The organism is Rhizobium sp. YAF28 (assembly GCF_052113285.1).
In the GTDB taxonomy this organism is placed as follows: domain Bacteria; phylum Pseudomonadota; class Alphaproteobacteria; order Rhizobiales; family Rhizobiaceae; genus Rhizobium.
In genome coordinates this window covers 419,789-439,522 of record NZ_JBFRCX010000002.1, presented here as the reverse complement: position 1 = coordinate 439,522, position 19,734 = coordinate 419,789, and the positions used below count along the sequence as shown (strand labels likewise).

Annotated in this window: 21 protein-coding genes and 3 pseudogenes; 18 read left to right on the top strand and 6 right to left on the bottom strand. The window is 61.1% G+C overall.

Features of this window, described 5'->3' with window-relative positions; translation table 11 throughout:
- Nucleotides 1-3 precede the first annotated feature (3 nt).
- The 4 genes from AB4Z13_RS06490 to cimA are packed head-to-tail and all read left to right on the top strand — an operon-like array spanning nt 4 to nt 3,554.
- Nucleotides 4-480, top strand: coding sequence for a GFA family protein (locus AB4Z13_RS06490; RefSeq protein ID WP_439017187.1), 477 nt, complete (start codon nt 4-6; stop codon nt 478-480).
- The gene (locus tag AB4Z13_RS06485) at nt 477-953 is read left to right on the top strand and encodes a GFA family protein (protein WP_439014507.1); all 477 of its coding nucleotides are present in this window, start codon (nt 477-479) and stop codon (nt 951-953) included. The genes AB4Z13_RS06490 and AB4Z13_RS06485 overlap by 4 nt, the downstream gene beginning before the upstream one ends.
- Complete coding sequence (pip, locus tag AB4Z13_RS06480) at nt 950-1,909, top strand: prolyl aminopeptidase (RefSeq protein WP_439014506.1); 960 nt, start codon at nt 950-952, stop codon at nt 1,907-1,909. The genes AB4Z13_RS06485 and pip overlap by 4 nt, the downstream gene beginning before the upstream one ends.
- 28 nt (nt 1,910-1,937) lie before the next feature.
- On the top strand, nt 1,938-3,554 hold the full coding sequence (gene cimA, locus AB4Z13_RS06475) for a citramalate synthase (RefSeq protein ID WP_007820198.1): 1,617 nt from the start codon (nt 1,938-1,940) through the stop codon (nt 3,552-3,554).
- Between the two features lie 104 nt (nt 3,555-3,658).
- On the opposite strand, the gene AB4Z13_RS06470 is transcribed toward cimA, so the two are convergent.
- Complete coding sequence (locus tag AB4Z13_RS06470) at nt 3,659-4,519, bottom strand: protein-L-isoaspartate O-methyltransferase family protein (protein WP_439014505.1); 861 nt, start codon at nt 4,517-4,519, stop codon at nt 3,659-3,661.
- Between the two features lie 113 nt (nt 4,520-4,632).
- Here AB4Z13_RS06470 and rarD point away from each other — a divergent pair, with 113 nt between their 5' ends.
- Nucleotides 4,633-5,547, top strand: coding sequence for an EamA family transporter RarD (gene rarD / locus AB4Z13_RS06465; protein ID WP_442205943.1), 915 nt, complete (start codon nt 4,633-4,635; stop codon nt 5,545-5,547).
- A 68-nt stretch (nt 5,548-5,615) separates the two neighbouring features.
- Here the strand turns inward: rarD and AB4Z13_RS06460 are convergent, their stop codons facing one another.
- On the bottom strand, nt 5,616-6,239 hold the full coding sequence (locus AB4Z13_RS06460; protein WP_081493273.1) for a TIGR00730 family Rossman fold protein: 624 nt from the start codon (nt 6,237-6,239) through the stop codon (nt 5,616-5,618).
- A 156-nt stretch (nt 6,240-6,395) separates the two neighbouring features.
- On the opposite strand from AB4Z13_RS06460, the gene AB4Z13_RS06455 reads away from it, so the two are divergent.
- The 5 genes and pseudogenes from AB4Z13_RS06455 to AB4Z13_RS06435 all read left to right on the top strand — a co-directional run bounded on the left by AB4Z13_RS06455 (nt 6,396) and on the right by AB4Z13_RS06435 (nt 12,482).
- The gene (locus tag AB4Z13_RS06455; protein WP_439014503.1) at nt 6,396-8,441 is read left to right on the top strand and encodes a LysM peptidoglycan-binding domain-containing protein; all 2,046 of its coding nucleotides are present in this window, start codon (nt 6,396-6,398) and stop codon (nt 8,439-8,441) included.
- A gap of 163 nt (nt 8,442-8,604) precedes the next feature.
- Nucleotides 8,605-10,482 (top strand): ABCB family ABC transporter ATP-binding protein/permease, encoded by a 1,878-nt coding sequence (locus AB4Z13_RS06450; protein WP_439014502.1) that lies wholly within the window; start codon nt 8,605-8,607, stop codon nt 10,480-10,482.
- A gap of 133 nt (nt 10,483-10,615) precedes the next feature.
- Nucleotides 10,616-11,317: pseudogene (locus AB4Z13_RS06445) on the top strand (phosphatidylserine decarboxylase); the annotation flags it as partial.
- Nucleotides 11,318-11,335: 18 nt separating this feature from the next.
- A complete protein-coding gene (gene pssA / locus AB4Z13_RS06440; RefSeq protein ID WP_113324910.1) occupies nt 11,336-12,181 on the top strand; it encodes a CDP-diacylglycerol--serine O-phosphatidyltransferase in 846 nt (281 codons plus the stop codon).
- 166 nt (nt 12,182-12,347) lie between these two features.
- Nucleotides 12,348-12,482 carry a hypothetical protein gene (locus AB4Z13_RS06435; protein WP_018115574.1) on the top strand — a complete coding sequence of 45 codons (135 nt, stop codon included), beginning with the start codon at nt 12,348-12,350 and terminating at the stop codon, nt 12,480-12,482.
- Here AB4Z13_RS06435 and AB4Z13_RS06430 read toward each other — a convergent pair.
- The 3 genes and pseudogenes from AB4Z13_RS06430 to AB4Z13_RS06420 form a co-directional block, all read right to left on the bottom strand.
- Nucleotides 12,479-12,611: pseudogene (locus AB4Z13_RS06430) on the bottom strand (amino acid transporter); the annotation flags it as partial. The gene AB4Z13_RS06435 and the pseudogene AB4Z13_RS06430 overlap by 4 nt on opposite strands.
- 58 nt (nt 12,612-12,669) lie before the next feature.
- A complete protein-coding gene (locus AB4Z13_RS06425; RefSeq protein WP_310382827.1) occupies nt 12,670-13,434 on the bottom strand; it encodes an SOS response-associated peptidase in 765 nt (254 codons plus the stop codon).
- A 95-nt stretch (nt 13,435-13,529) separates the two neighbouring features.
- Nucleotides 13,530-13,850 (bottom strand): YnfA family protein, encoded by a 321-nt coding sequence (locus tag AB4Z13_RS06420; RefSeq protein ID WP_439014501.1) that lies wholly within the window; start codon nt 13,848-13,850, stop codon nt 13,530-13,532.
- A 106-nt stretch (nt 13,851-13,956) separates the two neighbouring features.
- Between AB4Z13_RS06420 and AB4Z13_RS06415 the strand changes: the two genes are divergently transcribed.
- The 8 genes and pseudogenes from AB4Z13_RS06415 (at nt 13,957) to AB4Z13_RS06380 (ending at nt 19,153) form a co-directional block, all read left to right on the top strand.
- Nucleotides 13,957-14,373, top strand: coding sequence for an NUDIX domain-containing protein (locus tag AB4Z13_RS06415; protein ID WP_037095812.1), 417 nt, complete (start codon nt 13,957-13,959; stop codon nt 14,371-14,373).
- A 68-nt stretch (nt 14,374-14,441) separates the two neighbouring features.
- Nucleotides 14,442-14,912 (top strand): TIGR02301 family protein, encoded by a 471-nt coding sequence (locus AB4Z13_RS06410; RefSeq protein WP_439014500.1) that lies wholly within the window; start codon nt 14,442-14,444, stop codon nt 14,910-14,912.
- Between the two features lie 103 nt (nt 14,913-15,015).
- Nucleotides 15,016-15,273, top strand: coding sequence for a hypothetical protein (locus AB4Z13_RS06405; protein ID WP_007820178.1), 258 nt, complete (start codon nt 15,016-15,018; stop codon nt 15,271-15,273).
- A gap of 19 nt (nt 15,274-15,292) precedes the next feature.
- Nucleotides 15,293-16,045, top strand: coding sequence for a hypothetical protein (locus AB4Z13_RS06400; RefSeq protein WP_439014499.1), 753 nt, complete (start codon nt 15,293-15,295; stop codon nt 16,043-16,045).
- A 162-nt stretch (nt 16,046-16,207) separates the two neighbouring features.
- Nucleotides 16,208-17,047 carry a CAF17-like 4Fe-4S cluster assembly/insertion protein YgfZ gene (gene ygfZ, locus AB4Z13_RS06395; RefSeq protein ID WP_439014498.1) on the top strand — a complete coding sequence of 280 codons (840 nt, stop codon included), beginning with the start codon at nt 16,208-16,210 and terminating at the stop codon, nt 17,045-17,047.
- Entirely contained in the window at nt 17,044-17,652 is a 609-nt protein-coding gene (locus tag AB4Z13_RS06390; RefSeq protein ID WP_113324903.1) for an HD domain-containing protein, read from the top strand. The genes ygfZ and AB4Z13_RS06390 overlap by 4 nt, the downstream gene beginning before the upstream one ends.
- Nucleotides 17,649-18,179 carry a tyrosine phosphatase family protein gene (locus tag AB4Z13_RS06385; RefSeq protein ID WP_439014497.1) on the top strand — a complete coding sequence of 177 codons (531 nt, stop codon included), beginning with the start codon at nt 17,649-17,651 and terminating at the stop codon, nt 18,177-18,179. The genes AB4Z13_RS06390 and AB4Z13_RS06385 overlap by 4 nt, the downstream gene beginning before the upstream one ends.
- A 54-nt stretch (nt 18,180-18,233) precedes the next feature.
- A pseudogene (locus tag AB4Z13_RS06380) lies at nt 18,234-19,153 on the top strand (mechanosensitive ion channel family protein).
- Between the two features lies 1 nt (nt 19,154).
- Here AB4Z13_RS06380 and AB4Z13_RS06375 read toward each other — a convergent pair.
- On the bottom strand, nt 19,155-19,670 hold the full coding sequence (locus AB4Z13_RS06375) for a superoxide dismutase family protein (protein ID WP_310382817.1): 516 nt from the start codon (nt 19,668-19,670) through the stop codon (nt 19,155-19,157).
- Between the last annotated feature and the right edge of the window lie 64 nt (nt 19,671-19,734).

Here is a 19,734-nt window from a genome sequence, read left to right as displayed (position 1 = left end):
AAGATGGAACTGACCGGTGGATGCCAGTGCGGCGCGGTTCGTTACAGGGCGAGCGGCGAACTCAACTATCCGCATATCTGCCACTGCCGCATGTGCCAGAAGGCCGCCGGCAATTATTTCCTGCCGCTTGCAGGGGTGATGCGGGTCGATTTCGAGTTGACGCGCGGCGAGCCGAAATGGTTCCACTCCTCCGGTCTCGTGCGGCGCGGCTTTTGCGGCGACTGCGGCACGCCGCTTTTCTATGATATTCCCGATGCTGACTCCATCACCATCGCGCTCGGCTCGCTGGATGATCCGCAGGCTGTAAAGCCCGTCATGCAATCCAATCTCGACAGCAAAATGGTCTGGTTTCATGCGCTCGATGGCTTGCCTGTCGAACCGGAACCGGAAACAACCGATCGCGAGGACAGGATCGCGGCGAGCAATCACCAGCATCCCGACCACGATACATCCCACTGGCCACCCGGAGCTCATCCATGACCGAGACGACAAGAACAGGCGGCTGCCAATGCGGCGCCGTGCGCTTCCGCATCACAGGAAAGCTCGGACGCCCGTCCATCTGCCATTGCCGCATGTGCCAGAAGCAATTCGGCGGCTTCTTTTCAGCACTGGTAACAGCGCCGGAGGAAGGCATGGAGTGGACACGCGGCGAACCCGCCTATTTCCAGTCTTCGGTCAATATCGAGCGCGGCTTCTGCCGGGATTGCGGTACTCCGATGACATATCGTCATCCGGGCGGGCTGGAGCTTGCGATCGGCACCTTCGACGACCGGAGCGACCTCGCCCCGCAGATCCAGGTCAATTATGATGCCCGCCTGCCCTGGGTCGAGACCATCTTCGACGCGCCGGTTCATAAGGACCCTGATTTCTATTCCCGGCAGGAGGCGATCATCTCCTTCCAGCATCCCGACCATGATACCGCCGTCTGGCCGGCGAAAGGCGTGAAGATATGACCGAAGTGCTGCGCACGCTTTATCCTGAGATCGAACCCTATGCTTCCGGCCATCTCGATGTCGGCGATGGCCACGTGATCTATTGGGAGCGCTGCGGCATGCCGGACGCCAAGCCGGCGGTCTTCCTGCATGGCGGTCCGGGCGGCGGCATTTCGCCTGCGCATCGCCGCGTGTTCGACCCGAAGCTCTATGACGTCCTCCTGTTCGACCAGCGCGGCTGTGGTAAGTCGACCCCGCATGCGAGCCTCGAAGCCAATACGACCTGGCATCTCGTTGCCGATATCGAGCGGCTGCGCGAGATGGCCGGCGTCGACAAATGGCAGGTCTTCGGCGGCTCCTGGGGCTCCACGCTGGCGCTTGCCTACGCCGAGAAACATCCGGAACGCGTTTCCGAACTCGTCGTGCGCGGCATTTACACGCTGACGCGGGCCGAACTCGACTGGTATTATCAGTTCGGCGTCTCCGAGATGTTCCCGGACAAGTGGGAGCGCTTTGTCGCACCCATCCCGCCTGAAGAACGCCATGAGATGATGCTCGCCTATAACCGCCGGCTTACCGGTCCGGACCGGGCCGTAGCGCTGAAGGCCGCGCAGGCCTGGAGCATCTGGGAAGGCGAGACGATTACGCTGCTGCCGGAGAAATCGACCAGCGGCAAGTTCGAGGAAGCCGAGTTCGCCTATGCCTTTGCGCGCATCGAGAACCACTTCTTCGTCCATGCCGGATGGATGGAGGAAGGCCAGCTGCTGCGCGATGCCTATAAGCTGAAGGATATCCCCGGCGTCATCGTGCACGGGCGTTATGACATGCCCTGCCCGGCCAAATATGCCTGGATGCTGCACAAGGCATGGCCAAAGGCCGAATTCCACCTGATCGAGGGTGCGGGCCATGCCTTTTCGGAGCCCGGTATTCTCGACCAGCTGATCCGGGCGACGGACCGGTTCGCAGGAAAACAATAAAGGCCGCAAGCGGCGACAGGAAACACCCATGACACGCGAAAGAATCTACCTCTTCGATACGACGCTCCGGGACGGACAGCAGACGCCCGGCATCGACTTTTCCGTCGAGGACAAGATTGCGATTGCAAGCATGCTGGACGAGTTCGGGCTCGACTATGTCGAGGGCGGTTATCCGGGCGCAAACCCGACCGATACTGCCTTCTTCGCTGAGAAGCGCACGAACCAGGCCTCTTTCGTCGCCTTCGGCATGACGAAACGCCCCGGTGTTTCCGCCTCCAACGATCCGGGTATTGCCGGCCTGCTGCAGGCGCGCAGCGACGCCATCTGTTTCGTCGCCAAGAGCTGGGATTACCACGTGCAAGTGGCGCTTGGCTGCACCAATGAGGAAAACCTCGAATGCATCGCCGAAAGCGTGAAAGCCGCTGTTGCCGCCGGCAAGGAGGCACTGGTCGACTGCGAGCATTTCTTCGACGGCTACAAGGCCAATCCGGAATATGCGCTCGCCTGCGCAAGGACAGCCTATGAGAACGGCGCGCGCTGGGTGGTGCTCTGCGATACCAATGGCGGCACGCAGCCGCCGGAGGTGCGCGCCATCGTCGAGGCCGTGATTGCCTTCGGCGTGCCGGGGCACTGTCTCGGTATCCATGCACATAACGATACCGGCCAGGCGGTCGCCAATTCGCTCGCCGCCGTCGAGGCGGGCGTACGCCAGATCCAGGGCACGCTGAACGGCGTCGGCGAGCGCTGCGGCAATGCCAATCTGGTGACATTGATCCCGACATTGGCGCTGAAGAGCGCCTACAACACGCGTTTCGAAACGGCGATCGATGCGGATCGGCTGACCAATCTCACCCGCCTGTCGCATGCCTTCGACGAGCTGCTGAACCGCTCGCCGGATCATCAGATGCCCTATGTCGGCGCCTCTGCCTTCGCTACCAAGGCCGGCATCCACGCCTCGGCGCTGCTGAAGGACCCGCGCACTTACGAGCACGTGCCGCCGGAAAGTGTCGGTAATTTCCGCAAGGTCATGGTCTCGGATCAGGGCGGCAAGGCAAACTTCATCAATGCGCTGAGGCGGCGCGGTATCGATGTCGCCAAGGACGATCCGAAGCTCGATCTGTTGATCTCCATCGTCAAGGAGCGCGAGGCATCCGGCTATGCCTATGAGGGGGCCGATGCGAGCTTCGAGCTTCTGGCGCGCCGTACCATGGGCACCATTCCGGATTTCTTCACCATCGACGGCTTCCGGGTGATGATCGAACGGCGCTTCGATTCCCACGGCCGCATCAAGATCGTCTCCGAAGCCGTCGTGAAGATCGCCATCGACGGCCAGACGCTGATGTCGGTTGCGGAAGCCGAGGGACCGGTCAATGCGCTCGACCTCGCGCTGCGCAAGGATTTCGGCAAGTATCAGCATGAGATCGACGATCTTGTGCTCGCCGATTTCAAGGTGCGTATCCTCAATGGCGGCACCGAGGCCATCACCCGCGTTCTCATCGAATCCACCGATTCCAGCGGCGTGCGCTGGTGGACGGTCGGCGTGTCCGAAAACATCATCGACGCCTCGTTCCAGGCGCTGATGGATTCGGTCATCTACAAGCTGATGAAGAACCGGCAGCTCGCCGGCAAGATCGCGGCCGAGTGAGCTAAAGCAATTCCAGCAAAAGTGTGCAGCGGTTTTGCGTCCGGAATTGCGTGAGAATAAAAGAGATAGGGCATTTCCGTGTTTCGAAGAAAAACGAAAGTGCCCTATAGGAGGCCCCAGTCCTCCTCCGAATACCATTCGTCCTCCTGCTTCGGCTCTTTCCAGCGCAGCCGCGTGACCCTTCCCATGCCGCCCTGCCGGAAAGTGGAGTCCAGCACCTTGTATGTCTCGATCGTGCCGGTCGCGCCATGGCCCCAGACGAAGACGGTAGGGCTCAAATAACGGGCGCGATAGTGTTCGGGCGTGCGCTGGATCAGGAAGAAGCCGCCGCGCGCGCTGCGTGGCCGCAAATTGTCGTTGCCATCCCGCGAGGGAGCGCAGAGCGGAAAGATCAGCCTGCCGCCGATGGCGAGATTGTCCACCCAGGCTTCGGACGGCCTATGGACCCCGAAATTGACGTAGATCGCGTCGGCCGGCGACTGCGGCCATTCCAGGCCGTTGCCGCAGACAACCTCGACATTGCCATAGGGAGCCAGGTTGGCAATGGCGCGGGCGGCGAGATCCCGGTCATATTCGATCGCCGAGACATGGCCACCGCTGCCCACCAGATGCGACAGCATGGCGGTGTAATAACCACCGCCGACGCCGATGTGACAGGCTGTATCGCCGGGTTGAGATGCCAGCCAGTGGAGGCCGAGCGCATGAAGCGAGGGGCTGCCGTTGTTGACCTGCCTTCCCTCCTGCAGCGCAATCAGAACATCCTGATAGAGGATGACGGGATCGGTCGACGGCATATCCTGATAGCCGGTCCCGTTTGCCATGCGCCACGGCGGCGGGTCCAGGAAATCCTCACGTGGCACTGTGGCAAAAGCCTGTCGCAGCCGCTCGTCGCCCACGATACCCATCTTCGCCAGCATTTGAGTGGCATAGGCTTGCCGGCAAATCGCCAGTTCCGTTTCGTCCATGCTTGCCTCCCGCGTTGCCAGGCGCATGCGGATCCATTCACTGAAATGAATTGGCCTATTCACGCCGCTTAAGCTAATCCGGATCAGAAACAGAACAAAGATGGAAACACCCGATGTCTGCCGATGCAAGCGCCCCCCTCATCAAGAACGAAGACAGTCCACGCGGCTTTGCCTTCGCGCTGACGGCCTATCTTCTGTGGGGCTTCCTGCCGATCTATATGAAGGCTCTGGCGCATATTTCGCCTGCCGAAGTCATCGCCCACCGTATCGTCTGGTCGCTGCCGCTCGCCGGCATTGTGCTTCTGGTGCTGGGGCGCACGCAGGATATCGCTATTGCGCTGCGTTCACCGCGCATGCTCGCCATGGCAATGATGACCGCGGCGCTGATCACCATGAACTGGGGCACCTATGTCTGGGCGATCGGCGCCGGCCATTCGCTCGATGCCGCCATGGGCTATTTCATCAATCCGCTCTTCAGCATCTTCCTCGGCGCCGTGCTGCTCAAGGAAAAGCTGCAGCCGATGCAGATCGCGGCGATCTGCCTTGCCGGCCTTGCGGTCGTCGTGCTCGCCTTCGATAGCGGCGGCATTCCCTGGGTGGCGCTGACGCTGGCGATCAGCTGGGGCTTCTATGCGCTGTTTCGCAAGACGTTGCCGCTCGGGCCGAACCAAGGCTTCTTCCTGGAAGTGCTGATCCTCAGCCTGCCAGCACTGCTCTATATCCTCTACCTGGAATTCGTCAGCGGCGAAGGGCATCTGTACCGCACGAGCCTTAGCGATACCGCCCTGCTGCTTGGCTGCGGGCTGATCACCGCCTTACCGCTGATGATCTACGCCAATGGCGCCAAGCTGCTGAAGCTCTCGACCATCGGCATCATGCAGTATATCGCGCCGACCATGATCTTCCTGATTGCCGTTTTCGGTTTCGGAGAAGAACTGGATACGGCGCGCATGATCGCCTTCCCGCTGATCTGGGCCGGCCTGTTCTTCTACAGCTGGTCTATGTTGAGGACGACGCGCGGACGTTAGACCTGCGCCTGTCTGCATGTAATTCCAGCAAAACCGCTGCGCACTTTTGCTGGAATTGCTTCGGCGACTTACATCTTCGAGATCACGTCATCCTCGCCGTCACGGTCGGCGGCAAGCTCTGCCGCCTGCGCCATGATGGCCGGAATGATGCCCGATATCTCATCGATGACCAGCGGCTGCACGCGATGGGCAGTGTGCAGGAAGCCCTCGCCCGTCATGTGGCGCAGGAGCTCCATCATCGGATCCCAGAAGCCGTTGATGTTGGCGAAGACCATCGGCTTTTCGTGACGGCCGAGCTGTGCCCAGGTCATGATTTCGACGATCTCTTCCAGCGTGCCGATACCGCCCGGCAAGGCCACGAAGGCATCCGAGCGCTCGAACATCGTGTGTTTGCGCGCATGCATGTCAGGGGTTACAATAAGCTCGTTGAGTTGGCCGAGCGAATGGCGAGTCGCCTCCATGTCGATCAGGAACTCGGGAATGATGCCCGTCACCTGACCGCCGTTGGATAGGGTCCCGCTGGCCACAGCACCCATGATGCCCTTAGTGCCACCGCCGTAGATGAGGCGAAGGCCATATTCCGCGATCTCTTTTCCGAGCGCGCGGCCGGCAGCCATATGGGAAGGATCGCGTCCCGGCCGAGAGCCGCAGTAAACGCAAATGGATCGAATCGGTACAGATTGTTCGGTCATAAGGGAAAAACAACTATTCCATTTCAATGCAGTCAAGAAAATTGACTGAAAAGCGGCTTCCGGAGCTTGCCTATTTGCTTTGAATGCTTGTGCAAAGCAACGGGAATCGCTAGCAATTTCTGAATACTACGGCAATTTGCCGCCTTTGGAGACGCAATGATGAAAAACCGTGCCGGCTTGCTGGCCCTCGCAGTGCTCGTAATCGCAATCATACTGATGGTGTTTTTCGTCATGCCACGGCTCGGCTCTGATGTGGCGAAGGTTGGTGACGCTATCAATCAGGCCGGCACCGAGGTCAACAACACGGTTAACGAAGCGTCTAAGACTTCCCGCTCCGCTGCCGCGGATGCCACAGAAGCCGCCCAGAAGGTCGGCAGCCTCACCGCCGATGCCGTGCGGTCTCTCTCCGGCCTGAAGGCGCTGTTTGCGGACGGTAAGGTGCCTGCTGCCGATGCGCTGGCAGGCGCAAAGACTGCCGCCGTGAATACGCTGACCACGATCGTCGATTTCGCTGCCCCTGAAGGTCTCGATACTACCACCGCAAGCCTCGTCTCCAAGGCCAAGGACGGTGCGGGCAAGGCGCGCGACATCATCCGCAATCTCCCTGAAAATGCGGCCGACGCATTGGCCGCCCTCGCACGGGCCGAAGCCGCGCTGACCGGTGCGCCGGAGCCAACCGGCCAACCGGCCGCAGCCAATAACCAGACTGCTCCCACAGCCGATACCGCTGCCAACACCGGCCCGAAGATCCCAGCTTTCGACGTGCTGCGTGTCGAGCCGGATGGTTCGACCGTCATTGCCGGCTCGGCTGAGCCGCATGGCAAGCTGGAAGTGCTCGACGGCGACAAGGTGGTCGTAACAACCGATGTCGACGGCACCGGCGATTTTGCGGCCGTTCTCGACAATCCGCTTCCAGCCGGCGACCATCAGCTCGTGCTGAAAGTAACCGGCAAGGATGGCAAGACCACGCTGTCTGAAGAAGTTGCAACCGTTTCCGTGCCGAAGGATGGCAGCGGCAGCGAGTTGCTCGCCATGGTTTCCAAGCCGGGCACGGCAAGCCGCATCATCACCGCACCGAAGGCTGAGGTCGCAAACGCCCAGCCGCCGGCTGCTGACAGCTCGCAGCCTGCCCCTAATAGTGGTGCTCCGAGCGACCAGGTCGCGATGCAGACGCCGAATATGCCCGTGACATCTGATGGTGCGGGCAAAACAGCACCTCCTCTTCCCAGCACTCAGCAGGGCACCGAGGCTGTTGCCGATGTGGTGATCACTGCTGTGGAGATCGAAGGCAACAAGATCTTCGTGGCCGGCACGGCGCGCGCCAATGCCAAGGTTATCGGTTACGCCGATGATGCGCTGATCGGCCAGGATACCGCGGAGCCGGATGGTCACTTCGTTATCAGCGGCGCGATGGACCTCCCGGTCGGTGATCACAAGATCCGTGTCGATGTCGTCGATGGGACGGGCAAGGTCCTCATCCGCGCGACCGTCAATTTCAACCGTCCGGAAGGCGATCAGGTAACGGTTGCCGCGCAGTCCGGCAGTAATGCCAATGTCAATCAGGCGACGGTGCCGCTCGACGAGGGCCAGCTCGGCAAGCTCAAGGGCGATGCGACGAAAGCCTTCGGCCTGCTGAAGGGGCTGTTCGCAGACGGCAAGGTGCCGGGTGCCGAGCAGCTTGCGGCAGCCCGCTCGGCCACCGAGTTCGCGCTGCGCTCTCTCGTCGACTTCCGTCCGGGCATCGATGCTACCGACGCCTTCAAGCAGGCATCGGCTTCCGCCTCACAGGTTGCGGCGAATGCGCTGACAGTGCTGCAGAGCCTGCCGAAGGATGCCAAGTCGGTCGGCGCGGTACTCGACAAGCTCGGCTCGATCATCGCCGAACTGACGGTTCCCGGTGCCAATGTCGCGCCGATGCCCTCAAACGAGGTATCGGACGCCAGCCAGCCAAAGACGATTGAGCAGGCGCCGCTGACGGCAAACAACAACGCGGTCATCATTCGCCGTGGCGATACGCTCTGGCAGATCTCCCGGCGTACCTATGGCCTTGGTGTGCGCTATACGACAATCTACATCGCCAATGAGGACAAGATCCTCAATCCGGACCGCATCCGTCCGGGCCAGGTCTTCGGCCTGCCGAAGGATGCGCTTCCGAATGCCGAGGAACTGCACCGCAAGCGGCTCTCGGGCGGGCATCTCTAAATCAAAAAAACGGCGGCCCATCGGCCGCCGTTTTCGTTAAGACCGGCGCGCAACACCCCGCCTATAAAATCCCCGTCAATGTTGTAATCCGCCAGCCGGTGGCATATCTCGCGGAAGCGGCGACAAGCCGCGGCGATAGCGGCCCGCCGGGCTGGAGAAAAGCATGGCAAACGGCAAGACAGTTTCAGACTCCAACCTGTTGGGAACGCTCTACAATCTCTGGCCCTATATGTGGCCGAAGGATAGGCCGGATCTCAGGATGCGGGTCGTATGGGCCTCGGTCTACCTGCTGATCTCGAAGTTCGTCCTGCTGCTGGTGCCCTATTTCTTCAAGTGGTCCACCGATGCGCTGAACGGCAGGATGGACCTGCAGGGCACGCTGCCGCCGCTGCTGATCGGCGCCACCGCCCTCGTCATCGCCTATAACCTGACGCGCCTCATCCAGCTCGCCCTCAACCAGCTCAGAGACTCGCTCTTTGCCAGCGTCGGCCAATATGCGGTGCGCCAGCTTGCCTACCGCACCTTCGTGCATATGCATGAGCTTTCCCTGCGCTTCCATCTGGAGCGCAAGACGGGTGGGCTTTCGCGCATCATCGAGCGCGGCACCAAGGGCATCGAAACGATCGTGCGATTCACGATCCTGAACTCGATCCCGACGGTCATCGAATTCCTGCTGACGGCGGCGATCTTCTGGTGGGGTTACGGCTTCTCCTATCTCGCCGTCACCGCCTTCACCGTCTGGGCCTATATCTGGTTCACGATCCGCGCTTCCGACTGGCGCATCTCGATCCGTAGGGCGATGAACGACAGCGATACGGACGCCAATACCAAGGCGATCGACTCGCTCCTCAACTTCGAGACCGTCAAATATTTCGGCAATGAGGAGATGGAGGCCAAGCGCTTCGACAAGTCGATGGAGCGTTATGAGAAGGCGGCAACCGACGTCTGGACCTCGCTCGGCTGGCTGAACTTCGGCCAGGGCGTGATCTTCGGCATCGGCACGACGATCATGCTCGTCCTCTCGGCCTGGTCGGTGCAGAGCGGCGAACATACGATCGGCGATTTCGTTTTCGTCAATTCCATGCTGCTGCAGCTTTCCGTGCCGCTGAACTTCATCGGTTTCGTCTATCGCGAAATCCGCCAGGGGCTGATCGATATCGAGCAGATGTTCGATCTTCTGGAAGTGAAGGCCGAGGTGCTGGACGCGCCTGACGCGAAGGATCTTGCCATCGCCCAGGGCACCATCTCCTTCAAGGACGTGCATTTCGCCTATGATGCGGCCCGGCCGATCCTCAAGGGCATTTCCTTCGAGGTGCCGGCGGGCAAAACAGTTGCCGTCGTCGGCCCCTCGGGTGCCGGCAAATCGACACTGTCGCGCCTGCTCTATCGCTTCTACGATATCCAGAGCGGTTCCATCACCGTCGACGGGCAGGATATCCGCACGATCACTCAGAAGAGCCTGCGCTCGGTGATCGGCATGGTGCCGCAGGATACGGTGCTGTTCAACGACACTGTCGCCTATAACATACGCTATGGCCGCCCTTCGGCCAGTGAAGCCGAGGTGAAGCAGGCGGCTGAAATCGCCCAGATCGGACATTTCATCGAAATGCTGCCGGAGGGTTTCGAAACCAAGGTCGGCGAACGCGGGCTGAAGCTTTCAGGCGGCGAAAAGCAGCGCGTGGCGATTGCCCGCACTATCCTGAAGGCTCCGCCGATCCTGATCCTCGACGAGGCGACATCGGCGCTCGACACGACGACAGAGCGGGAAATCCAGACGGCACTCGATGTCGTTTCCAAGAACCGCACGACGCTGGTCATCGCCCACCGCCTGTCTACCGTGATTGGTGCCGACGAGATCATCGTGTTGAAGAGCGGGGAGATTGCCGAGCGCGGCACGCACGCGGCCCTTCTCGAACAGAATGGCCTCTATGCCTCGATGTGGAGCCGTCAGCGCGAAGCGACACAGGCCGAAGAGCATCTCAAGCAGGTTCGCGAAAGCGACGAGCTCGGCATCGTCAACCGGCTGGCGCCGGCGAGCTAGCGCAGTAAACGGGCGAGATCGTCCGTTTTGTTGTTCAGAACCGACGCGCTGGAGGCGGCCTGAGATCCACGCCATTGCTCCTCCTGTCGTTTTTCTGTAACCAGCGGATACGAAAAACGACAGGAGACCGGCATTCATGAGCTTGTTCGATACGGTTCGCAACACGATCGTTCCGGTGCACAAGGAGGGTTACCCCTTCGTTGCCGCCTTCTTCGTCGCGTCGCTCGTATTGGGCTGGATCTTCAAGCCGCTCTTCTGGATCGGCCTCATCCTGACGCTCTGGTGCGCCTATTTCTTCCGTGATCCCGAACGCGTCACGCCGCAGGACGACGATCTCGTCATTTCGCCGGCCGACGGCAAGGTTTCCTCGATCCAGATGGTCACGCCGCCCGCCGAGCTGAACCTCGGCAACGAACCGATGCTGCGCATCTCCGTGTTCATGAACGTCTTCAACTGCCATGTGAACCGCGCGCCGATGCGCGGCCGCATCGTCAGCATCAACTACCGCCCCGGTACCTTCGTGAATGCCGAGCTCGACAAGGCGAGTGAAGAGAATGAGCGCAACGGCCTCGTGATCGAGACCCACCACGGCCAGATCGGCGTGGTGCAGATCGCCGGCCTCGTGGCACGGCGTATCCTCTGCTTCTCGCATGCCAATGAACCTCTCGATGCGGGCGAGCGTTTCGGCCTCATTCGCTTCGGTTCGCGCCTCGATGTCTTCCTGCCGGCGGGTGCCGCCCCGCGCGTCTCGCTCGGCCAGACGGCGGTTGCCGGCGAGACTGTTATCGCCGAATTCGCCTCGACCAAGGGTCCGGTCATCAGCCGCCGCAGCTAATTTTCAGGAGAGCGCGATATGGAAACACCCTTTCCGCCCTTCGAACCGAACGGCCCGAACGACGATTCGGCCCGCGGGCCGCGCCTGCGCGAGATTCCGATCCGGCTCGTCGTTCCGAACCTCATCACTATCCTTGCCATCTGCGCCGGCCTGACCGGCATCCGGCTTGCCTTCGAAGGCCGCTACGAGCTGGCTGTCGCCATGGTGCTCGTCGCCGCATTCCTCGACGGCATCGACGGCCGTGTCGCGCGGCTGATGAAGGCCACGTCGAAATTCGGTGCGCAGATGGATTCGCTTGCCGATATCGTCAATTTCGGCGTCGCCCCTGCCCTCGTGGTCTATGTCTATGCACTTGACGCGGCGCGTTCGCTGGGCTGGATCGCGGCGCTCATCTACACGATCGCCGCCGGCCTCAGACTGGCGCGCTTCAACGTGATGTCGGAGCGCGAGAACCGCGCGCCCTGGCAATCGGAATATTTCGTCGGCGTGCCGGCCCCGGCCGGCGCAATGCTGGTGCTTCTGCCTGTCTATCTCGGCTTCCTCGGCCTCACCACCGACCGGACCTTCGCCTTTCTCTCCTCCGGCTACACGGTCCTCATCGCCTTCCTGCTCATCAGCCGCCTGCCTGTCTGGTCCGGTAAATCCGAAAGCCGGATGCGGCGTGATCTCGTGCTGCCAGCCATGCTCGGTGTCGTGATCTACGTCGCGCTGCTGATGAGCTTTACCTGGGAAGTGATGGTCTTCACCGTCTGCGCCTACCTCATTTCGCTGCCCTTCGGCGCGCGAAAGTGGAAGCGCAAATATGGCACGCTGACCATCGAGGAACCCGGTATCGGCGAGGACGACATCGGTCGCCACATCTGAGCATCTACTTTATTAAGTAAGTATTAACGAACGCAGGCTTCGGTTAAGCCTCGCGAATTATGGTCTGTGTTTACATTTCCTGATAGGCGGTGCCTCGCTTTTGTCGCTATTAAAGACAAAAGAACAAGACAGATAAAATTCTAGAGAAACACGTAAGGAGAGTATCGTGACCTCGAAGAAGTCGGAACAGCAGCAGGCAGCCAAGCCGGATCTCGCGACCAACTACCGCCCGCTCGGCCTCAAGGCCGTGGCTGCGGCCTCGATGATGGCAAAGCCGGCGCCGGTCAAGAAACTCGCCTAAGCGAGTGCGAAGAAGCGCACGAGCGGGCTGATTGACAGCAGGCTCATGACGATGCCGGATACGGACATCCAGAACCCGCCATGCGGCGGGTCTGGCAAAAATGGGCTGAAAGAGACGCGCCTCTTGGCCAAAACCGGCTGGCAGAGATCACCGGGTTTTCCATTCAACAGGATGGTGGGTTCGGGTTTCAAAAGAAGCTGAGCTGGCCGTCGTCAGATGTCTTTTTCTGCGGCTGCTTCGGCACCTTTTCGAGCGGCACTGGATCCTGCAGATCCGGCCCCATATTGGCGACCTTGTTGACCTTGTCGGAGACCGGGATCGCCTCGAAGAAATCCTCCTGGACCGGCTGCATCAGGTCGGCGACCTCACGCGGCTCCTGCGTCTTGCAGTCCAGCCAGCGGGAAAAATCCTCCGGCTTGATGACGACGGGCATGCGGTCGTGGATCGAAGAGATCGCGCTGTTGGCCTTGGTCGTCAGGATGGCGCCGGTATCGACCTCAGACCCATCGGCCGAGGACCATGTCTCCATGAGGCCGGCAAAGGCGATAACGCCGCCGCGGCGCGGCCGGATCCAATAGGCCTGTGCCTTCTCGCCGCTTTCCTTTGAGGGTCGATGCCATTCATAGAAGCCGGAGGCCGGAATGAGGATGCGGCGATGGCGCATGGCGGCGCGGAAGGAGGCTTTGCCGATTGCGGTTTCCGAGCGCGCATTGATCAGCAGCGGAAATTCCTTGGGATCCTTGACCCAGCCCGGCGTGAAGCCCCAACGCACCAGAAGCGCCCGGCGATCCGGCAGGTTGCTGCCCGGTTCCTGCCCTTCGCCCGCAATGACGACGAGGATCGGCTGCGTCGGCGCAATATTGTAACGCGCCGGAAAGCCTTCCAGCTCGGCGAGACTGAAAGCTTCGGCGATATCCTTGACCACTTCTGTCAGGGCAAAACGTCCGCACATGGGGATGTCTTTGCATCGTGCCCGACATCGGTCAAGGCGGTTTGCCCTCAAGCAATTCCAAATGGGGGGCGCTGCACATCTTTTGCGGAATTGTTCTAACTGCGCGGTGCAAAGAGGATGATCGCCGTCCCGACGAGGCAGACCATCGCGCCGCCGATGTCCCAGCGATCGGGAACGCGGTTTTCCGCCAGCCATAGCCACAGCAGTGAGGCGACGATGTAAATGCCGCCATAGGCCGCGAAGGTGCGCCCGGCCGCCTCGCTCGGCACCAGCGTCAGCAGCCAGGCAAAGAGCGCCAGCGACGCCATGCCGGGCGCCAGCCACCAGACGGGCTTTGCCAGCCGCAGCCAGGCCCAGAAGGCGAAGCAGCCGGCGATTTCGAAGAGGGCGGCAAGGGCATAGATCAGGTAGGTCACGGGCATCTCGCAGGAATCGTGGAACCATATTCCATGCAATGCCGACAGTTGCGCAAGGTGAGCCGCCCGTGGGATAAGGCGCCATCACAGCAAAGCGTGCGAAGCAATGACCTCCCAAGCCAAACCCGCCTCTTCCGCCATCCTTGAACGTGATGGCCGGTTCCTTCTCGTGCTCAGGCGAAACCCGCCTTCGGCCGATATGTATGCCTTTCCCGGTGGACGAGGCGAACCCGGCGAGACGCCCGAGGAAACGGCACTGCGCGAATTCCTCGAGGAGACCGGCATTCAGGCACGAAATCCGCGCCTGTTCTCCACCTATGACCTGAAGACGCATGCACCCGATGGCAGCATCAGCAGCCATTTCTTCCTCTCCGTCTTCCGCGTCGAGGCGGACCGCCACCTGGTGGCTGAAGCCGCCGACGATGCGGCAGCGATCGGATGGTACAGCGTGGAAGAGATCCGGCGCATGCCGGTGCCACAGAGCGTGCTCGAATGCGCGGAGCGGTTGGCCGCCGGTGAATGAGGCCCTCGCTAGAATAGAAGTGGAACTAGAATAGAAGTGGAAATTGCCGCATCCGCCTTGTTCCTGTCATGCTCCCTGTATCAACTGGGAGCATGATTCCCGTTCGACGCGTTGTTTTGTCATCTCTCGTCTTTGGCGGCCTCGTCGGGGCCGGTCCCACAATGGCGCAAGGTGGGGCGCAGGGCGGCAAGAATGCGCCTCCGCCGGTGGAGGAGATAGTGCCGCAGGTTGCGACCGTACCCTATGACGACAAGCTGGCGCGGCTGGCGGAGGTTCTGGGCTCGGTGCATTATCTGCGCACGCTCTGCAAGGCGCCGGGGGCGGACGAATGGCGGGCCGACATGCAGCAACTACTTGATTCCGAAACGAATGGGGAGCCGCAGCGCAAGGAAAAACTGACCGCAGCCTTCAATCGCGGATACCGAGCATTCGCCTCTGTTTACACGGATTGCACGCAGGCGGCCATCGTGGCAGAAGAGCGCTACCGTAACGAAGGTGCAACACTTGCCACAGAAATTACTTCGCGCTTTGGAAATTAACGTTTAATTAACCTGATTTCGCATGCGGCCGTGTCGTTTTGGGAAAAGGCTGTTAGTGTTGTTAACGTAGCGGTAAGACATGAGAAGTTCTGAGGAAAAGATAATGGAACCAAGCCTCAACGACATCGACGACATGATCGTCCACGAAAAGATGCAGGCGGCTCTGGAATACCAGAACGAGGCTTGGGCTGACGGCATGGCCGATGGTATCGAGCCTGAAATCATTGCCGATGCTGCGATTGCTCATGCGTTGCGCGAGACGATCAGACTGCATGGAGAAAACAGTGCCGAGGCCTTGCTGGACTCGTTGCGCGACCGCATGCTGGCAGGTGAGTTTTCCACCAACAGGACCCTGCAATAGGGGCAATACAGAGAGTCTCATGCGTACCGGTAAAGATATTTCCTCGCGAATTTCGCTCGCGCCGGTCCTGCTTGCCATCGGCCTCGCCGCAGGCAGCATGCTGTCCGCTTCTTCCGCCTACGCGCTTTCCGAACTTCAGAAGATCCCGGGCCAGGCCGATGCGCCTGCCACGGCGCAGCAGAGCCCACAGCAGCCGGCTCCACCGCAGAACGGTTCGTCAGGCATTCCCCAGCCAGATCCGCTCGTCAACAAAGAGAGCGGCCAGAGCGTCGACAAGACGCCAGGCGCATCCGACGATTCCAAACCCGTCGAAGTGATCTACGACATCAGCAAGGCGCCGGAACCGGTGCGCAAGATGCGCGAACAGATCGTCGAGGCGGCCGCCTCAGGCGATCTCGAACGCCTGCGCCCGCTGATGGGGACCGGTGCCGATCAGACCCAGGTGACGGTCGGCGAACCCACGGATGATCCAATCGGCACGTTGAAGGATCTCTCCGGCGATCCTGATGGCGACGAGATCCTCGCGATCATGCTCGACGTTATCTCGACTGGTTTCGTGCATGTCGGTCAGGGCACGCCCGAGGAAATGTATGTCTGGCCCTATTTTGCTGAAAAAGACTTGAAATCGCTGACACCGCCGGAACGCGTGGAGCTCCTGCGCATCGTCACGGCAGGCGATCTCTCCGACATGCAGGAATTCGGCGGCTATAATTTCTATCGCGTCGGCATTGCGCCGGATGGCAAATGGAAGTTTTTCACAGCCGGCGACTGACGCTGGAGCGCCGTGCGTCCATTCGGACGCACTAACTCCTTGAATCTACGCATCAGGCTTTTTGAAAATCGATTCCGATTTTCGGGCCGATACTGTAGAGCGCTTGCACCATCCGCTTCAAAGACTTACCTCTGAGCGATCACCAACGAGACAGGTTTCGCCATGCCAGCCGTATTCCTGAAAGACCGCTCGCTCATTGCCGTCGGCGGCGTGGAAGCAGAATCCTTCCTGCAGAATCTGATCACCACAGACATCGTCTCGCTCGGTGCGGACGAGGCGCGGCCGGGCGCATTGCTGACGCCGCAGGGCAAGATCTTGTTCGACTTCGTCATCTGGCGCGAGGGTGATGACTTCATCATCGAAACGGATGCGACCCAACGAGAAGCCCTGCTGAAGCGGCTGACCATGTATCGCCTGCGCGCGCCGGTGACGCTGACGCCAGGTGCCGAAGATGGTGTTACCGTTTCCTGGGGCGAGGATGCCGAAAAAGGCGTCAAGGACAGTCGCTTTGCCAAGGCTGATGTTACCGTTCTGCGTCGTGCCGGTCATCATGGCAGCGATGATGCGGCGCTCTACGATGCGTTGCGCATCGAGAATGGCATCGTCACGTCAGGACCTGATTATGCGCTTCAGGACGCTTTTCCGCATGATGTGCTGATGGATTTCAACGGCGGCCTCTCCTTCAAGAAGGGCTGCTATGTCGGCCAGGAAGTAGTGTCCCGCATGCAGCATCGCGGCACGGCACGACGCCGTGTCGTGACCGTTTCGGCCGGGACTGCGCTGCCTGCAAGCGGCACCGAAATAACCGCCAATGGCAAGCCGGTCGGCATGCTCGGCTCCGTCGAGGGGTCGAGCGGATTGGCGATCGTGCGCATAGACCGCGCAGGCGAAGCCATGGCATCCGGCACGCCGCTGCTTGCCGGCGATGTTTCCGTGACGCTCAGCCTGCCCGCCTGGTCCGGGCTCAGCTTCCCGACTTCCTCAGACGAGGCCAGCGCGTGACGACTGCGAAGGCTCCACGTGCCTGGCAACGCATGCTGTCCGGCCGGCGGCTCGATCTGCTCGATCCCTCACCGCTCGACGTCGAATTGAGCGATATCGCCCACGGACTTGCACGCGTCGCCCGCTGGAACGGCCAGACGTCGGGTGACCATGCCTTTTCCGTTGCGCAGCACTGCCTTGTCGTCGAATCCATCTTCCGGCATTTCAATGAGGCCACACCCGGCGATTGCCTGATGGCGCTGCTGCATGACGCGCCCGAATATGTGATCGGCGACATGATCTCCCCCTTCAAGGCCGTCGTCGGCGGCGGATACAAGACCGTCGAGAAGCGACTGGAAGCGGCCGTGCATCTGCGTTTCGGCCTGCCGCCGCACCCCTCCCGCGAGCTCAAGGACAAGATCAAGAAGGCCGATACGATCGCCGCCTATTTCGAGGCAACTGTCCTTGCCGGCTTCACGCCTGCGGAGGCGCAAAAATTCTTCGGTCAGCCGCGTGGTATCACCCGGGACATGCTCTCGATCGATCCCGTCCCGGCGCTCGAAGCGCAGCGGCTCTTCTGCGAGCGTTTCGCTGAGATCGAGGCGGAGCGGGGCATCGCGTCGTGACCGTGATCGTGGTTTCCCCACTGGCGCGCATCGCCGAAATGGCCGTGCGGCACAAGGCGCGCGAGATGATCAGCCTGATGGCAAAGGAGCAGGCCTTTCACCGGCCAGGTGTCATCAAGGCCGACCGGCATCTGCTGCTCAACATGAACGATATTGCCTTCAAGGGCACGGGCGATCTGGTGGCGCCCGACGAAAAGCATGTGCGGGCGATCATCGATTTTGCCGCCGGCTGGCAGCAGGAAGCACCGCTGCTCGTCCATTGCTGGATGGGCGTGTCGCGCTCGCCTGCCGCGGCGCTGATAGCGGCTCTCTCGCTCGCGCCCGAGCAGGAGGATATGGCGCTTACCCGGCGGCTGCGAACCGCCTCGCCCTATGCGACGCCGAATGCCCGGATCGTCGAAATCGGCGATGCGCTGCTTGACCGGCGCGGCCGGCTCGTCGATGCCGTGAGAGCCATCGGCCGCGGTGCAGACGCCGACGGCAACGCGCCCTTCGTGCTGACCGTCAGGGGCGATTCAAACGGTTGACGCTCCTCACCCCTGCTCCATCTAGCCCCCGACGAGGCATTCGAGGAGTACGTGATGGAACAGCAGGCCACCGACCTTATCATTGCAACCCGCTCAGCGCTCGATCAGGCGAGCGCGCTTGCCGTACAATATTCCTTTTCCATCCTCGGGGCGATCATCCTGCTCATCGTTGGCTGGGTGACGGCGAGCCTCATCAGCCGCTGGGCCTATGAGGGCATCTCGCGCGTACGCGGCATCGACGAGACGCTCGCCCGTTTCTTCACCAATGTGGTGCGCTTGCGCTGCTGGTGCTGGTCTTCGTCACCGTTCTCGGGCAGTTCGGCGTGCAGACGGCATCGATTATCGCCACACTCGGCGCCGCCGGCCTTGCCGTCGGTCTGGCGCTGCAGGGCACGTTGCAGAATATCGCTGCCGGCATCATGCTGCTCGTGCTGCGCCCGTTCCGCGTCGGGGAATATATTGAGACGAGCAGCGTCTCGGGAACGGTTCTTGAGATCGGCCTGTTTGCCACCGAGCTTAGAACCGGAGACGGTCTCTACCGGTTGGCACCCAATTCAACGCTCTGGAACACGCCGATCACCAATTACAGCCGCCAGCCGACGCGGCAGAACGAAGTGAAGATCAACATTACGCATCAGAACGATCTCGATCTCGCCATGGAGACGCTGATGAAGCTAGCAACCGCCGACAAGCGCGTACTCAAGACGCCGGCGCCGAGTGTCTTCATTGATAGTCTCAGCGACAGTGCGGTCAGCGTGACGTTGCGCTACTGGGCATCGACCGGCGACTGGTGGAGCCTCAGTCGCGACATGATCAAGCGCGTCAAGCTTGCCTTTGACAAAAGGGGCGAGGTTGGCGACGCTCCGGCGGAGGTTTCGAACGCTCCCGTTCCCGAACCGGCACGCGAGGAAGCGCAGGTCAGGGTTTCGGCCCGCAAGAGGACGCCGAAGACGTCCGCGCAAACGCAGCCATAACCTATTTGATCACGCCGCAGGCGATCCTGTCGCCGGCGCCGCCCGAAGGCTGGGTTCGATAATCATCGGAATCGGCATGCACCATCAGCGCGCGGCCACGCACACCATCCTCCTTGCCGTCGAGCGAGATCATGGTGTCGAAGACCTGTGCGCGCAGGATGCCGTCCTGACCGACATATTGGTTCGGCATATCGCCGGCATGCGGTCCCTTGGCGGCCAGGAAACCATGCTCGGCCTTGGTCGGATTGAAATGACCGCCGGCCGATTCGTGATGGGTCGCGGCATCGCAGCGGCCGGTCTCATGAATATGAAAGGCGACCCATTTATTGACGGGCAGGCCGGAGATTTCCGCCTCGATGAAGACACCACCATTGGCCGCAGCGGTGAGTGTGGCGCGGCCGGCCTCCTTGCCGTCAGGGCCGATAAAATTTGCCGTCGCCGTCTGCTTGTCCTGGGCAAAGCCTTGGGACGCCGCCGCAAGCAGCCCGAGGGCAGCGATGGTGCATATGATTTTCATCAGGTTTCCTTCCGTTTCGGGGACTGTGTCCCAACGCCTCACGAGGGAAGGTGTTCCTGCCTGC